At 50.1% G+C, this 14,103-nt stretch carries 19 protein-coding genes; 11 read left to right on the forward strand and 8 right to left on the reverse strand.

The window, feature by feature from the left end; all coding sequences use genetic code 11:
* The first annotated feature begins 88 nt into the window (after positions 1-88).
* Positions 89-1,162 (forward strand): BMP family protein, encoded by a 1,074-nt coding sequence (locus ACUVQO_RS05840; protein ID WP_445924953.1) that lies wholly within the window; start codon positions 89-91, stop codon positions 1,160-1,162.
* Positions 1,163-1,307: 145 nt separating this feature from the next.
* Here ACUVQO_RS05840 and folB read toward each other — a convergent pair whose 3' ends face one another.
* Positions 1,308-1,700: a dihydroneopterin aldolase gene (gene folB, locus ACUVQO_RS05845; protein WP_445924954.1), complete on the reverse strand. Its 393-nt coding sequence runs from the start codon at positions 1,698-1,700 to the stop codon at positions 1,308-1,310.
* Positions 1,701-1,817: 117 nt separating this feature from the next.
* Between folB and tpiA the strand changes: the two genes are divergently transcribed.
* Together tpiA and folP are read left to right on the forward strand one after the other, a co-directional pair.
* Positions 1,818-2,549, forward strand: a complete 732-nt coding sequence (gene tpiA / locus ACUVQO_RS05850) for a triose-phosphate isomerase (protein WP_445924955.1) — start codon at positions 1,818-1,820, stop codon at positions 2,547-2,549.
* A gap of 12 nt (positions 2,550-2,561) precedes the next feature.
* Positions 2,562-3,419: a dihydropteroate synthase gene (gene folP / locus ACUVQO_RS05855; protein ID WP_445924956.1), complete on the forward strand. Its 858-nt coding sequence runs from the start codon at positions 2,562-2,564 to the stop codon at positions 3,417-3,419.
* On the opposite strand, the gene ACUVQO_RS05860 is transcribed toward folP, so the two are convergent.
* The 5 genes from ACUVQO_RS05860 to ACUVQO_RS05880 form a co-directional block, all read right to left on the reverse strand.
* Entirely contained in the window at positions 3,416-4,222 is an 807-nt protein-coding gene (locus ACUVQO_RS05860) for an SPFH domain-containing protein (RefSeq protein ID WP_445924957.1), read from the reverse strand. The genes folP and ACUVQO_RS05860 overlap by 4 nt on opposite strands.
* An 87-nt stretch (positions 4,223-4,309) precedes the next feature.
* Positions 4,310-4,534 carry a Uma2 family endonuclease gene (locus ACUVQO_RS05865; protein ID WP_445924958.1) on the reverse strand — a complete coding sequence of 75 codons (225 nt, stop codon included), beginning with the start codon at positions 4,532-4,534 and terminating at the stop codon, positions 4,310-4,312.
* 124 nt (positions 4,535-4,658) lie between these two features.
* Entirely contained in the window at positions 4,659-4,781 is a 123-nt protein-coding gene (locus ACUVQO_RS05870) for a hypothetical protein (RefSeq protein ID WP_445924959.1), read from the reverse strand.
* Positions 4,778-5,551, reverse strand: coding sequence for a Uma2 family endonuclease (locus ACUVQO_RS05875; RefSeq protein ID WP_445924960.1), 774 nt, complete (start codon positions 5,549-5,551; stop codon positions 4,778-4,780). Before ACUVQO_RS05875 ends, ACUVQO_RS05870 begins: the two co-directional genes overlap by 4 nt.
* A gap of 120 nt (positions 5,552-5,671) precedes the next feature.
* Positions 5,672-6,451, reverse strand: a complete 780-nt coding sequence (locus ACUVQO_RS05880) for a type 1 glutamine amidotransferase (RefSeq protein ID WP_445924961.1) — start codon at positions 6,449-6,451, stop codon at positions 5,672-5,674.
* Positions 6,452-6,499: 48 nt separating this feature from the next.
* On the opposite strand from ACUVQO_RS05880, the gene ACUVQO_RS05885 reads away from it, so the two are divergent.
* The 6 genes from ACUVQO_RS05885 to ACUVQO_RS05910 all read left to right on the forward strand — a co-directional run bounded on the left by ACUVQO_RS05885 (position 6,500) and on the right by ACUVQO_RS05910 (position 11,391).
* A complete protein-coding gene (locus ACUVQO_RS05885) occupies positions 6,500-6,742 on the forward strand; it encodes a tetratricopeptide repeat protein (RefSeq protein WP_445924962.1) in 243 nt (80 codons plus the stop codon).
* 194 nt (positions 6,743-6,936) lie between these two features.
* The gene (locus ACUVQO_RS05890) at positions 6,937-7,152 is read left to right on the forward strand and encodes a hypothetical protein (RefSeq protein WP_445924963.1); all 216 of its coding nucleotides are present in this window, start codon (positions 6,937-6,939) and stop codon (positions 7,150-7,152) included.
* Between the two features lie 426 nt (positions 7,153-7,578).
* On the forward strand, positions 7,579-9,513 hold the full coding sequence (locus ACUVQO_RS05895; protein ID WP_445924964.1) for an ABC-F family ATP-binding cassette domain-containing protein: 1,935 nt from the start codon (positions 7,579-7,581) through the stop codon (positions 9,511-9,513).
* A gap of 166 nt (positions 9,514-9,679) precedes the next feature.
* Entirely contained in the window at positions 9,680-9,997 is a 318-nt protein-coding gene (locus ACUVQO_RS05900; protein WP_233743913.1) for a 2Fe-2S iron-sulfur cluster-binding protein, read from the forward strand.
* A gap of 130 nt (positions 9,998-10,127) precedes the next feature.
* On the forward strand, positions 10,128-10,307 hold the full coding sequence (locus ACUVQO_RS05905) for a hypothetical protein (protein ID WP_445924965.1): 180 nt from the start codon (positions 10,128-10,130) through the stop codon (positions 10,305-10,307).
* A 7-nt stretch (positions 10,308-10,314) separates the two neighbouring features.
* The gene (locus tag ACUVQO_RS05910) at positions 10,315-11,391 is read left to right on the forward strand and encodes a DUF3326 domain-containing protein (protein WP_445924966.1); all 1,077 of its coding nucleotides are present in this window, start codon (positions 10,315-10,317) and stop codon (positions 11,389-11,391) included.
* 22 nt (positions 11,392-11,413) lie between these two features.
* Here the strand turns inward: ACUVQO_RS05910 and ACUVQO_RS05915 are convergent, their stop codons facing one another.
* Together ACUVQO_RS05915 and ACUVQO_RS05920 are read right to left on the reverse strand one after the other, a co-directional pair.
* Positions 11,414-12,385, reverse strand: coding sequence for an amidohydrolase family protein (locus ACUVQO_RS05915; protein WP_445924967.1), 972 nt, complete (start codon positions 12,383-12,385; stop codon positions 11,414-11,416).
* Positions 12,348-12,494, reverse strand: a complete 147-nt coding sequence (locus ACUVQO_RS05920) for a hypothetical protein (RefSeq protein WP_445924968.1) — start codon at positions 12,492-12,494, stop codon at positions 12,348-12,350. The genes ACUVQO_RS05915 and ACUVQO_RS05920 overlap by 38 nt, the downstream gene beginning before the upstream one ends.
* A 190-nt stretch (positions 12,495-12,684) precedes the next feature.
* On the opposite strand from ACUVQO_RS05920, the gene ACUVQO_RS05925 reads away from it, so the two are divergent.
* The gene (locus ACUVQO_RS05925; RefSeq protein WP_445925005.1) at positions 12,685-13,383 is read left to right on the forward strand and encodes a GntR family transcriptional regulator; all 699 of its coding nucleotides are present in this window, start codon (positions 12,685-12,687) and stop codon (positions 13,381-13,383) included.
* A 67-nt stretch (positions 13,384-13,450) separates the two neighbouring features.
* A complete protein-coding gene (gene uraD, locus ACUVQO_RS05930) occupies positions 13,451-13,948 on the forward strand; it encodes a 2-oxo-4-hydroxy-4-carboxy-5-ureidoimidazoline decarboxylase (RefSeq protein ID WP_445924969.1) in 498 nt (165 codons plus the stop codon).
* The last annotated feature ends 155 nt before the right edge of the window (positions 13,949-14,103 follow it).

A 14,103-nucleotide genomic window follows, 5' to 3' on the forward strand; every position in this document is an offset into this window, starting at 1 on the left:
GATCTTGGGAAGCCCGCACCGTATGCGTAGCATTGGTGTCGGGAGGATGTCACTGACTGAATAGCAGAGACAAGGAGCATGGCTGGCAATGACAACACGGTTTAATCGACGGCAATTTTTAGCAACGGGTTCGGCAACGGTGGCAGCGAGTGTATTTTTGAAAGCCTGTGCCAGTCCCTCTAGCAACAACTCCACAACGACGGCTTCTCCAGATACAGCGGCCAGCCCAACGACCCAAGGCTTTAAAGCGGCGATCGTGTTACCAGGAGTGATCACCGATAAAGCCTGGAATCAGACCGGATACGCAGGACTCAATGAAGTCAAAAAGCAGGGAGCAGAAATCGCTTACGTGGAGAAAATTGGTCAGGCAGAGCAGGCAGAAGCATTGTCTGACTTTGCCCGTCGGGGATTTAATCTGGTCTATGCCCACGGGGGCCAGTTTGATGCGGCCATTCAGCAGGTAGCGAGTCAGTTTCCCAAAACCTTTTTTGTCGGTGTCAATGGGGCCGCCACTGGGCCAAACATTGCGGCCTTGCGAATTGACCATTTGCAGGCGAGTTACCTGTGCGGCATGATCGCAGCGTCCATGAGCAAGTCGAAAAGGATTGCCTACCTAGCCGGACAGGAATTTCAGGCCACTCAGGAAGAACTGCGCGGCCTGCAGTTAGGCGCGCAGTCGGTTGATCCCACAATCCAGGTCAGTTCTACCTTTACAGGTGACTGGAATGATGCAGCCAAAGCCAAGGAAGCCGCCGCTGCCCTCATTTCTTCCGGGTCAGATGTCATTTATCAATGGCTCGATAATGCCGCTCCCACAGTCCTGCAAACCGCCAGTGATCAGGGAATTTATGCCTTTGGTAACACCGCCGACCAGTTTGAGGTAGCCCCTAAAGCAGTTCTCACCAGTGCGGTCAAGCGAATTGACCTGGCGATTGCCAAACTCGCCGACCTGGCCCAAAAGAACCAACTCAAGGGACAGATTTATTCCTTCGGCCTGGAAGAACCGACCATTTTGCACCTGGGCAAATTCAATCCGGTAGTTCCCGCTGACCTGCAAGCCAAGGTGAAAAAGACAGAGGATGCCATCCTGGCGAAAAGAATCATGTTTGAAACCTGTACTGAAGGGGGCAAATCAACCCGCTGTGTGAAAGGGGCCGCTTAACTGGAAGTACGGCTTAAACCTGTAACTAATGAGACAAAAGGGAGATCGGAGTTTAAGAACTTATTAAAAGTTGGGGGTAAATCAATTTCTGTGGGTAGGTTAAAGGCGAGATACCTCCTAACTGCGTCTCTAGCCCCATCGGTTTTTAAGCATTTCCGGTGGGGTTTCTGTTACGAGTAATTTCAACAGTGACGTGACCTGTGAAATTGGGAATGGGGGCTGTGAGTTTGGTGACGGCAACCTGGACTTGTTGAATGGGGACAGTTTGAGAGCTATCTGACGGAAAGAGGAGCATTTCGGCGATCGCGGTAGCCAATCGTTCCAGAAGGGCAAAGCGGGCCGTTTTAAGCAGATCCTGCACCTGCAGGGTGACGGCACCATAATCCACCGTGTCTGAAAGGCGATCGCTGGCACCTGCAGCAGATAGATCCAGCCACAGGATTAAATTGACCTCAAACCATTGCCCTAACACCTGTTCTTCCGGTAAAGCACCCATATAGCCATAGGCTCTGATACCTGTAATCCGAATTTGATCCATCACTCTTGATTCACCCCACTCGATCCATGCATTCGATCTACCACAGTTTCTATCGTTACCCAGAAAGCCGTAGACTGTAGGATGCAATCTGAGATGTTCAATCCTACTGAGTGATCCGTGCGTAAGAAAGTAATTGCTGGCAATTGGAAGATGTACAAAACCCAGGCAGAAGCCGCAGAGTTTCTGGCAGGGTTTATGCCCCATTTAGAAAACACCCCTGACGATCGAGAAGTGGTACTCTGTGTGCCTTTTACCGACCTGGCTATCATGTCTCAAAGCTTGCATGGCAGCATCATTCGCCTGGGTGCCCAGAATGTCCACTGGGAAACTTCAGGCGCGTTTACAGGAGAAATTGCTGCCCCGATGTTGACCGAGGTGGGAGTGCGTTATGTCATTATTGGCCACAGTGAGCGACGGCAATACTTTGGGGAAACGGATGAAACCGTGAATCTGCGGCTGAAAGCGGCTCAAAATGCGGGACTAATTCCCATCCTCTGCGTCGGGGAAACCAAGCAACAACGAGATCGGGGTGAGACCGAATCCCTGATTAGCAGCCAGTTAAAAGCAGATCTGGTGGGTGTGGATCAGACGCATTTAGTGATTGCTTACGAACCGATTTGGGCGATCGGGACTGGAGATACCTGCGAATCCAAGGAAGCCAACCGGGTGATTGGTCTGATCCGCAGTCAGTTGAGTAATCCCGATGTGCCAATTCAATACGGCGGCTCGGTCAAACCCGACAATATTGATGAAATCATGGCGCAACCAGAAATCGATGGCGCGCTGGTGGGAGGAGCCAGTTTGCAACCAGCCAGCTTTGCCCGGATTGTGAATTATCAGAAGGTCTGAACAATCCAACCTATGAAAATAGCCTGGATGGTGAGAAACCGGACATTTAATTGGGGTGAACGAACCTACCTGATGGGAATCTTAAATGTCACCCCAGATAGTTTTAGTGATGGAGGGCAGTTCAATACACTCGATCGCGCCCTTGACCAGGCCCGGTACTTGATTAATTCGGGGGCTGACATTCTGGATATCGGCGGACAATCCACTCGACCGCAAGCCACTGAAATTTCTGTGAACGAGGAATTGGAGCGAACGATTCCCGTAATCCAGGCTTTGCGACAGGAAACGGACATTCCCATTTCCATCGATACCACTCGATCGGCCGTTGCGCAGCAGGCGATCGAGGCAGGGGCCGATATCGTCAATGACATCTCTGGGGCCACCTATGATCCAGAGATGCTGCCTGCAGTAGCTCAACTTGGCGTGCCCATCATCCTGATGCACATTCGCGGTACGCCCCAAACCATGCAAAAACTAACCGCTTATCAGGATCTGCTAGGAGAGATTCTGGACTGGTTGCAGCAACGAATCGCCGCCGCCACTGCCGCTGGGATTAAGCCTGCCAAGATCGCGATCGATCCTGGCATTGGGTTTGCCAAAACCTACGCTCAAAATCTGGAACTCCTGCGTCACACAGCGGCATTTCAGAACCTGGGATGTCCCGTCCTGGTGGGGCCATCTCGCAAAAGTTTCATCGGTCATATTCTGGATCAGCCTGACCCCCAGCAACGAGTTTGGGGAACGGCAGCGGCTTGCTGTGCGGCGATCGCTGGCGGAGCCGATATTCTGCGGGTACATGATGTCCGGGCGATGTACGATGTCTGCCGCGTGGCTGATGCAATTTGGCGATCCCAAGACGCGCCCGACTAAGCCTCTCGGTTGCCCGTTCGGCCACCTTGATCTTCCAGTTCCTGAATCCCGATCAAGTTGGTAACTGCTTCATCCAACGATTTCGGATCCAGAAAAATAATCTTAGAGTTCTCACTTTTACTCAGTTCAACATTCGACTTAACGTACTCTTGAGCCAGTAAATACTTCAGCACCTGTTTGGTGTTTCCCTGCTCTTGCAGGGCTTGAGAAATTAGCTTGATAGAATCCACAACCCCTTCAGCTTGAGAGATTTTAGCCCGCTTTTCACTGGCAGCAATTTGCTCAGCTTCAAGTTTTCGGCGTAATTCGTCCGACAGCTTAATTTCCTGCACTTCTACCCGGATCACTTTCACTCCCCAGGATTCTGTCGCTTGATCCAGTTGCTTCAGTAACGCCCGATTAATTTCATCACGAGAAGAGAATGTTTGCTTTAACTCCATTTTGCCGATCTCAGACCGGAGCGTGGTTAAAACCAGATTCTTTAGTCCCTCTTCCAAATCCTCGATCGCATAGCACGCCTTCTCAGCATCCAGAATTTTCCAGAACAAAACAGCATCCACATCAAAGGTGACATTATCTTTAGTAGTTACGGTTTGGGGTTTAGTGTCAAGGATTTGTTCGCGTGTATCGAGGTATAACACAGAATCTAACAGGGGAATCACAAAATTCAAGCCAGGCTTCAAAGAGCGCTGGTACCGCCCTAGCCGCTGCACAACCCCCTCTTCTCCCTGGGGAATGACTTTGACTGAACCAATCATGTAACCGATGACTGCTAGAGCGGCTATCGCGATCAGTGAGTCCATACTCTGCCTCTAATGCTGAACTAAACCTGGAAATTGGTGCGATCGTACTCTCAGTCTAGTCTGTCTCACATATTTCTTAGCGCCCTTCTATCGGATTGCCGCAAAAATTTGGTCAGAGGTGAAGTTTAGTAACTTAAATTGCGGCGACTCAATGGCATCACTCCCCTGAAATGTGCCCCATTCGCTGTAGCGATCGCCGGCCAGAGCCAATACCAAAATAGTTGACCGCTGAGGATCAATAATCCAGTACTCCGGGATAGCCCAATCCTGGTATTGCAGGCGTTTGGCGATGTAGTCCCGATGGCGCTGCAAGTCAAATCAGGATAACGATTTCTGGGTTCACCTCTGACTTCCAGTTCTAGCCCATGCCCTCTGATACGGCGATAGCCCACAATGGGAAGAAATACGACAAACAGAAAGTTGACAATCTCAACGTTCAGGCCGGATTCGGGGGCACCTCAATCAACTCTCCGTTGAATAACTCATACAGGTTGTCGGTACCATCGTCGTAGGACAGGTACTCTTCAAAGCGCAGAAATTGCTGTTTGGCTTGAATCATAAGGCTTCAACCTGGGCGATCGCTAATCCGGTAATGTGGGCAACTTGCTCTATGGGCATTCCAGTTTGTAACAAATTTCGAGCAATTTGCTGCACCTGAAGTTCAGCCTGATCTGCTCGTTGCCGTTCCTGGTCTGCTCGTTGCCGTTCCTGTTCCTCAGCCGTGAGCAGCAGAGCACCATCTAGATAGGCCCAGCGCAACCACGTTGTTTCGACGTTTTTGAAGATTCCTTGCCAGCGAATGAGCGCTAGTCCCAGCACCTCGCTAACCATCGCGGCTTGATCATTCAACGCGATCGGCTGATAAGTTCCCCCCACCAGGCGAAAACCAGCCCAATCTTCAGCGTTAAACGGGTCATACCAAAAATACTCCGGGACATGCATCCGGTTCTGATAGATTAACTTCTTCTCGTGTTTGTCCTTTTCTGCGGTACTGGCAGATAGCAACTCGATGATCACATCAGGGGTCTTCTCTTCCTCCCAGCACACCCAGCTTTTGCGTTCACCTTTGGGTACTCCCAGCACGACGAAAAAATCTGGGCCTTTAAAGTCCTGATTTTTTACCTGAGCGATGCTGTAGTAGATAAACATATCGCCCCCCACATACCCATCAGCCCGCTGATCAAGCCAGGGTAATAGCCCATCAATCAGCAATTCCATCTGGAGTTTGTGGCGCTCACTCTCCATTTTGTCTCCGTCGCTATAAGGTAACTCATCTTGAGTGGGTGGAATGGTAATCCCAAAAGATGCAAGTTCGGCTGGGGTCATCATGATGGTTGTTCTCTTTTTAGCAGAGAGTTAGAGGACAGAGGCCATAGTTCTATTCTACGATCGTCATCTCAGCCGACTCAGCACCCAGTCTGACTAGAAAATGGCAGACTGTTTTATTGCTTAACCCAGCAAGACGCGATCAACAAATTTGGTGATCAGTTGATTAGACATTGTCGTATCCTGCAAATCCCGCAATACCTCGTTCAGGTGATCCGCATCCTTGAGATAGCGAGTTTGGTAACGGGTAATGCGGGCTACCAGATCAGGGGCATCCACTTCGGGATGAAACTGAAAGCCGTAGAAGGGTTTGCCCTGAATTTTGAAGGCATGGTACGGACAGCGATCGGAATAGGCTAACAACGTCGCTTCCTTGGGCATGGATAGGGCGCGTTCTTTGTGACCGGAGATCGCCCAAAAGCCATCCGGCACATCATGAAACAATAAATCATCTTTGGCAGCATCCGTCAGCCAGATCGGATAAGTGCCCATTTCCATGTTGTCCTGATCCAGAATCACCTTGCCGCCCAACGCCTCTACTGCTGCCTGAAATCCATAGCAGGAAGCGAATACGGGCAGGCTTTCTTGCAAACAGTAGAGCAGCAACCGTTCCGTAGGTTTGATAAAAGGATAGATCTCCGGTTGAGTCACTGAGGCATCACTGGAACCGCCAACAAACAAAGCATCATAAGCATCGACACAGGCGGGATCAAAATCCGGAGTTTTGAAAACATCTAACACGGCAATCTGTTCTGGCTTCAGTTGACTGAATCGCACAAACTCATCAAACTCTTCCAGACGAGTTACCTCGTCATCTCGAATCTGCACCAGGAGAATCTTAAGTTGGGATCGGGATTTGGCCATAGTTGCGATCGCGCCAGAACAATACAGTTCTACAGCCAATTTAGACCAAGTGGTAAAGGGAATTGGTCTACGGTGAGCAGGTGGGTAATGAGAGGGGGAGAGTTGCAGAAACGCTATGGGGAGGCAGAAGTATTGTATTTGCGATCGCTCTCCATCCGAGAGCAGCAGTTAGGCCCCGACCATCCCGATACCGTCACCAGTTTGAATAACTTGGCGACATTGTACTGTTCGATGGGGCGCTACACTGAGGCGGAACCGTTGCATAAGCAATCGATCGCAATTTTTGTAGCAAAGTTAGGGCTGAACCATCCCAACACCCAAAACAGGTAAGAGCCAATCTTGCCATCCTCTACGACAACCTGGCAGAGCAGTTCAAACAGCAAGGGCACTCGACAAAGTAGTGGAATATCTGGAAAAGGCGATTCAGCTTCGTCAGCCTGTTAAGTAAAACGTTTTTGAACAGCCTGAGACGGTAAACTAAATAATTATCTAGATCCTTTATTGCACCGTTTACAGTTCATTCTATGCATGTCAAAGACCTTACCACTAACGAACTTAAAGCATTGATTCGTCAGACAGTATTGGAAGCGATTGAAGAATTTCTGCCTGATCCTGATGCAGGACTCCCTCTCAGACCGGAAATTAAGCAAAGCCTTCTGAACATCCGCAGCCATCGAGAGTTAAAGAATACAGGTATTTCTTCGGAAGAGGTTGCCCGTCGGTTAGGGCTAGACCGTTGATAAGCTTTACTGTCATCTACTGAATCCGAAGCTTTAGCAGATCTGAAAAAGCTTTCGCAGGATGTTCGTCAGCGCATTATTCAGAAAATTGATTGGCTGTCTGAGAATTTTGAACAAATCACGCCGCAACTTTTGTCCAGTAACCTTTCAGGGTTCTTCAAACTAAGAGTTGGTGAGGTGATCGCTGCCTTAAGACAACTCGATAATGCTTAAGCTTTTCGATACCGTTGCCAACCTGAAACCCATTCCTGTCGATCAACTGATCGATCAACTGACCCTGCTGGAATCGAAGTATCTGAATTTCAGACCCTGCTGTATGCCATTGTTGCGGGTCATCCCATTCCAGATTAGAGGCATGATTGGCAGAATCGGTTTGAGATGCTGGGACAACGTTAGACTAGGGTCTGATGGCTCATCGGGTAACTCATGGCTCTGTTCACGCTGCGATCGCTGAAAAAAGACTTTGGTATCAAAGAAATCCTGCGGGATGCCAGTTTCAGTTTGAATGAAGGCGATAAAGTGGGATTGATTGGCACCAATGGGTCTGGCAAATCCACGTTGTTGAAAATGATTGCCGGATTGGAGCCGATCGATGGTGGTGAACTGTGGGTGAATTCAGCCGCGAAGATTGTTTACCTGCCGCAGCAACCCGAACTGGACGAAAACCGGACGGTATTGGAACAGGTCTTTGTTGATAGTGGCGAACAAATGGCCCTGGTACGCGAGTACGAGGAACTATCCGATAAGCTGGCGCATGGTCACGGCGATCATGACAAATTGATGGCGCAACTGTCCCGCGTGTCGCAAAAGATAGAAATGGCGAACGCCTGGGAACTGGAAACCAATGCCAAAATCGTACTGACCCAATTAGGCATCCAGGATTTTGAAGCCCGCATTGGCGATCTATCTGGTGGCTATCGAAAACGGATTGCGATCGCCACGGCACTCCTATCTGAACCGGATGTGTTACTGATGGATGAGCCAACCAACCATCTGGATGCCCTGTCCGTGGAGTGGTTGCAGAGTTATTTGAATCGCTTTCGGGGTGCCCTGTTACTGATTACCCACGATCGCTATTTTCTAGATCGAGTCACCAACGGAATCCTGGAAATAGATCGCGGCGATCTCTACGCTTACTCTGGCAACTACGCCTACTACCTGGAGAAAAAAGCCGCCGCAGAAGAGTCTGCCGCTAGCACCCAACGCAAACACGCAGGAGTCCTGCGGCGAGAACTGGAATGGCTGAAACGCGGCCCCAAAGCCCGTAGTACCAAACAAAAAGCCCGCATCGATCGCATCCGGAAGATGCAGACCCAGGAATTCAAACAAACGCAGGGCAAGGTGGATATTTCCACACCCGGTCGGCGGATTGGCAAAAAGGTAATTGAGTTAACGCATGTCAGTAAAGGCTACGGCGATCGCACCCTGATTAAAGACTTTACCTACCTGTTCAATCCCGAAGACCGAATCGGCATCATTGGCCCCAATGGAGTCGGCAAATCTACCTTGATGAACCTGATTACCGGACGCATCGAACCGGATGCTGGCACCGTCGAAATTGGCTCTACCATTCACATTGGCTATTTCGACCAGCATTCCGATGATGTGACGATAAACGAAAACCAGCGAGTGATCGATTACCTGAAAGGGGTGGCCGAACTGGTGAAAACTGCTGATGGTAGCGTGATCACCGCCTCCCAAATGCTGGAACGGTTCCTGTTTCCCCCCAATCAGCAATATGCACCGATTCATAAACTTTCTGGTGGCGAAAAACGCCGTTTATTCCTGCTGCGCGTCCTGATGGGTGCTCCCAACGTGCTGATTCTGGACGAACCGACAAACGACCTGGATGTGCAAACGCTGGGGGTGCTAGAAGAGTATCTGGAAGACTTTAACGGCTGTGTGATTGTCGTCTCCCACGATCGCTATTTCCTCGATCGCACCGTAGAGACTATTTTTGCCTTTGAACCCGACGGCACCTTACGCCAGTATCCTGGCAATTATTCTGTATATCTGGACTTTCAGAAGGAAGTAGAGACCAAAAGGCCACAGTCAGAATCAATTCAAAATTCTGCTCCAGGTACTCCCAACCCAAAATCCAAAATCCAAAATCCAAAATCCGATCGGCCTCAAAAGCTGTCCTTTAAAGAGAAAAAGGAGTATGAGGCGCTGGAAACCCAAATTCCAGAAATGGAGGCGGAAAAGGAAGCAGTGGAAAAGGTGCTGTATAATAATTTCCCTACTGACTTTGTCGAGTTGCAACAGCTAACCAACCGATTGGCGGAATTGAGTCAGGCGATCGACACTGCGACGGAACGCTGGATGGAACTGGCCGAGCGGATTAGCTCAGGGCAATTGTAGAGACATTCCGCTAAAACATCTCTACAACGGTATCCTGCGATCTCTTCTTAATCGACAATCAGATTGGGTAGAATTGGCCCCCTGAATCAGGTACTGTAGGATGCTAGGCGTTTTTTCCGCATCTGCAAACCTCACATTTCATTCCATAGCCATTCTGTAAATCGCAATGTCAAACACCTATACTGTTGAACTCCGTCATCGGGGCACCACGCACACCATTCAAGTGCCCGCAAGCAAAACCATTTTAGAAGCCGCAGACGAAGCTGGATTGGACTTACCCAGTTCCTGTCATGCCGGGGTTTGCACCACCTGTGCCGCTCAAATTCTAGAGGGTACTGTGGATCAAAGTGACGGCATGGGAGTTAGCCCGGAGTTACAACAACAGGGCTATGTCTTACTCTGTGTCGCCTATCCCCGTTCCGACCTCAAGATCGAGACTGAGAAGGAAGAAACCGTTTACAAACTGCAGTTTGGTCAGCAATAAACTCGGTCAGGGGCTTGCGCGAAAATAAAATCTCTCCGATGCGTTACGGCTAGCGCCTAACACATGCTACAGCCAGTACATAATTTACCAGTACATGATTTATACAAAGATCCATCTCCTTAGCAGCATTATGACCACTCATTTCATTACTGCCGAAATTGACCTTCAGGAATCCCCGCTGGCTTTGCAACAAGCGATCGAGGCCGAATTACAAAAGCGCGGTGAGCCTCTACGCTGGGCTGTGACGGATGTAGACACAGAACAGCAACAGGTTACAGTGGAGGCAATCGTGATGGGAGAAGAGCGATGAGGTATTTATGCGCCGTCCTTATACTGTCCTCCTGATTGTGCCGACCGGAATTGGAGCCGCGATCGGTGGGTATGCAGGGGATGCGTTGCCAGTGGCACGGGCGATCAAGCAGGTCTGTGATTGCCTAATTACTCATCCCAATGTGTTGAATGGAGCACAGTTATATTGGAATTTGCCCAATGCGCTGTATGTGGAGGGGTATGGATTGGATCAGTTTGCGGCAGGACGGTGGGGATTACGTCCGGTGCATCAGAATCGGGTAGGGCTGATTTTGGATCAGGGGATGGAGCCGGAGTTACGGCTGCGTCATCTCCAGGCCGCAGATGCCACTCGCGCCACATTGGGGCTAAACCTAACGGATTATCTGGTGACAGATGCGCCGTTAGGAGTGGAACTGAAAACCGCAGCCTCCGGAGCCACTTGGGGCACGATCGCCCGTCCAGACAGTTTATTACGGGCAGCAGAAACACTGATTCAGCAGGCAAGGGCAGAAGCGATCGCAGTGGTTGCCCGCTTTCCTGATGATCTTGGCAGTGCGGCCTTACAAAATTATCGGCAGGGAAAAGGGGTGGATCCACTGGCAGGGGCCGAAGCCGTGATCAGTCACTTAATTGTGCGAACCTTTCAGATACCCTGCGCTCATGCTCCGGCACTATTACCACTCCCGCTAGATCCCACGCTGTCGCCCCGGTCTGCGGCTGAAGAACTGGGTTATACGTTTCTGCCCTGTGTGCTGGTGGGTCTCAGTCGATCGCCGCAATTTGTGCTGCCCCAGGATTCCCCTTTGTCTGGTGATGTGGTCGCCAGTCAGGTAGATGCCGTGGTCATCCCAGCAACGGCTTGTGGAGGCAGCGCAGTTCTGACGATCGGCCAATTTAACCCGTGGATTATTGCTGTGCAGGAGAACCAAACGACCCTCAATGTTTCCCCGGAAAAACTGGGCATCCAGGCGCTGCACGTCAACTCCTACCTGGAAGCGATCGGGTTACTGGTAGCTCATCGGGCTGGCATCAGTCCTACCGCTCTCAGTGCAAACATTGCTCCTCTGGCTGTACATGCAGGGCGATCGCAAAATGAACTATAACAAACGACAAAGGCGAACTGTTTTAGCCATCGATCATGGCAACGGCTAATTTATTAGTTTTTTCGACGAGCGTTTCCAGTTCAACGGTGGTGAGGCGACCGCGATCTACAACCTTCTTACCATTAATGAAGCTGTAGTCCACCTGATGGGTTTGGCAGAAAATCACCGCGGCCACTGGGTCATGCAGCGCACCCGCAAACTGAGGTCGATCCAGAGAAATCGCAATAAAATCAGCCGCCATGCCAGGAGCCAGAGAGCCAATATCATCCCGTCCCAGCACTCTGGCTCCTCCCAAGGTGGCAATTTCCAGAACCTGTCGTGCCGTCATCGCCGCTGCCTCATTGTCTCGCACCCGGGCTAACAGAAATGCAGCCTGGGCTTCCTGGAGCAAATTTCCGGCATCGTTAGAAGCCGAGCCATCCACCCCTAACCCGACTGGCACCCCGCGATCGAGCATTTTCCGGATGGGAGCAATCCCACTGGCCAGACGCATATTACTGCAGGGACAATGGGCCACTCCGGTTCCTGTTTTACCAAATTTCACGATCGATTCATCACTCAATTTCACACAATGGGCGTGCCACACATCCTCCCCCAACCATCCCACGGATTCAGCATAATCGCCTGGTATCAGGCCAAAAGTATGCAAGCTGTAATCAATATCCGACTGGTTTTCGGCCAGGTGAGTATGCAATCGTACACCAGAATAGCTACGGGCAAGCGCGGCTGACTCCCGCATCAAATCCCTGGACACAGAAAACGGAGAACAGGGAGCCAGGGTCATGCGTACCATCGCATACCGCGAGTTGTCATAATACTGCTCAATTAAGCGTTGAGAGTCTTGCAAAATGTCCGCTTCTGCTTCCACCAGAGCATCCGGCGGCAATCCTCCCAGACTTTCGCCGACACTCATGCTGCCCCGACTGGCATGGAATCGTCCCTGCAAATCCAACACTTCATCCGCTGTAGCCGGCAGTTCCTGAGTCGTGCCCACCTGCCCCAATCACGTTATCCCGTACCAGCAACGCCCCATGGCGAATCTCCTGTCGTGAATCATTCATGGTGACGAGGGTATGAATATTTTTAATGAGCAATGTCGGCATCAAAATTACCAATCTGAAAAATCTATTGCGTAGGGGTTAAGCAAAGGTCAATTTGCTACTTGCACAATCAGGTCACTGAAAGCATACTGTATACAACGAAGAACAGTTTTTCAAGGTAAGCAAGAATTCTCGCGATCGTCAGGTAAAACTGGTCTAAAACCTCTTCCCTCAATCAGGAGAACTGGTCTTGGTGATTTCTTCTCGACCTTTGCAACGATCCCAATCACTTTATGAGCAAACCTATGAAGCGATTCGGACAGCAATCTTATCTGGGGAATTGGCAGCAGGAACGCGGCTGATCGAAACCCAACTGGCTGAACAGTTGCAGGTAAGCCGAACTCCCATTCGGGAAGCAATTCGCCAGCTCCAACGGGAGAATTTGGTAACAGCCGACGGACATGGATTCGTGCGGGTCGCCAGTTTATCCATCTCTGATGCGATGCAACTTTATGATTGTCGGATTGTGCTGGAACAGTTGTCTGTTTCAGAAGCGTGTCGCAATGCCACGATCAGTCATCTCGATCGCTTACAGCAAATTGTTCACCAGTCCGAGCAAACAGTTGAACAGCAACCGAATGAGTTAACTCATCATCAACTGCTGCACATGGACTACCAATTCCACCGCTTGCTGGCCGAAAGTTCTGGCAATTTCTGGTTGGTGCAAATCCTGGATCAAGTGTTCGATAAGATGGCCCTCCTGCGATTGCGGACATTGCAACACAATCCCCGTGTTCTAGACATCTGCAGTGAACATCGCCGGATTTATGAAGCCATTGGCGATCGCAACTCCATTGCTGCTAATCAAGCCATTCAATTTCATCTCATTTCCAGTAAAGAACGTGTGGTTCAGGAAATCAAACAACTGGAGGAAGAAGCAGTGAGGAGTTGAGAGTTTTAAGTTTTGAGTTTTGAGTTTTAAACCAAGTCCAGCGAGAGAATTGGTGTTTTCCGAATTTATGTCTTTTTCCATTGCAGAACTTAACCAAATGAATCAGGAAGCCTTTGTGGCAGCACTGGGAGCAGTGTTTGAAGAAACTCCGACGATCGCGCGGCAAGCCTGGAACGATCGACCATTTCGGGACGTGGCAGAGCTGCATCAGAAGCTGGTGCAGGTGGTGGAAAAAATGAGTGCAGAAGAGCAACTGGCCTTAATCAAAGCCCATCCCGACCTGGGAAGCAAAGCCAAAATGGCAGAAGCGTCGGTTCAGGAGCAAGCTGGGGTGGGACTCGATCGCCTATCCCCAGAGGAGTATCAACGCTTCCAGTCCCTGAATCAAACCTATCGCACAAAATTTGGCTTCCCATTTATCATTGCCGTCAAAAATCACACAAAAGCCAGCATCCTCAATGCTTTCGAACAAAGACTAAAAAATTCTGTAGAAACGGAAAAGCAGCAAGCCCTTTCTGAAATCGCTCAAATCGCCCAATTCCGTCTCCAAAGCATCGTGCTGTAAGCTGCGCAAACCGTACCAGGGCAACACCGTATGCCCTGATACAGCACAGATGCGGCCACTGCTGTCTAATAGGTTAGATGCTTTGTATACAGAATACAGATTATAGTCAAAAGAGTGATAGTGAAAAGAGTGAGAGAACATAACGCCCCATTTTG

The organism is Leptodesmis sp. (assembly GCF_052746595.1).

What these genes read in the sequence shown, in the direction of transcription:
- ACUVQO_RS05840 (WP_445924953.1), top strand. Translation starts at nt 89, where the DNA reads ATGACAACACGGTTTAATCGACGGCAATTTTTAGCAACGGGTTCGGCA.
- folB (WP_445924954.1), bottom strand. Translation starts at nt 1,700, where the DNA reads ATGGATCAAATTCGGATTACAGGTATCAGAGCCTATGGCTATATGGGT.
- folP (WP_445924956.1), top strand. Translation starts at nt 2,562, where the DNA reads ATGAAAATAGCCTGGATGGTGAGAAACCGGACATTTAATTGGGGTGAA.
- ACUVQO_RS05860 (WP_445924957.1), bottom strand. Translation starts at nt 4,222, where the DNA reads ATGGACTCACTGATCGCGATAGCCGCTCTAGCAGTCATCGGTTACATG.
- ACUVQO_RS05870 (WP_445924959.1), bottom strand. Translation starts at nt 4,781, where the DNA reads ATGATTCAAGCCAAACAGCAATTTCTGCGCTTTGAAGAGTACCTGTCC.
- ACUVQO_RS05875 (WP_445924960.1), bottom strand. Translation starts at nt 5,551, where the DNA reads ATGATGACCCCAGCCGAACTTGCATCTTTTGGGATTACCATTCCACCC.
- ACUVQO_RS05885 (WP_445924962.1), top strand. Translation starts at nt 6,500, where the DNA reads ATGAGAGGGGGAGAGTTGCAGAAACGCTATGGGGAGGCAGAAGTATTG.
- ACUVQO_RS05890 (WP_445924963.1), top strand. Translation starts at nt 6,937, where the DNA reads ATGCATGTCAAAGACCTTACCACTAACGAACTTAAAGCATTGATTCGT.
- ACUVQO_RS05895 (WP_445924964.1), top strand. Translation starts at nt 7,579, where the DNA reads ATGGCTCTGTTCACGCTGCGATCGCTGAAAAAAGACTTTGGTATCAAA.
- ACUVQO_RS05900 (WP_233743913.1), top strand. Translation starts at nt 9,680, where the DNA reads ATGTCAAACACCTATACTGTTGAACTCCGTCATCGGGGCACCACGCAC.
- ACUVQO_RS05905 (WP_445924965.1), top strand. Translation starts at nt 10,128, where the DNA reads ATGACCACTCATTTCATTACTGCCGAAATTGACCTTCAGGAATCCCCG.
- ACUVQO_RS05910 (WP_445924966.1), top strand. Translation starts at nt 10,315, where the DNA reads ATGCGCCGTCCTTATACTGTCCTCCTGATTGTGCCGACCGGAATTGGA.
- ACUVQO_RS05920 (WP_445924968.1), bottom strand. Translation starts at nt 12,494, where the DNA reads ATGCCGACATTGCTCATTAAAAATATTCATACCCTCGTCACCATGAAT.
- uraD (WP_445924969.1), top strand. Translation starts at nt 13,451, where the DNA reads ATGTCTTTTTCCATTGCAGAACTTAACCAAATGAATCAGGAAGCCTTT.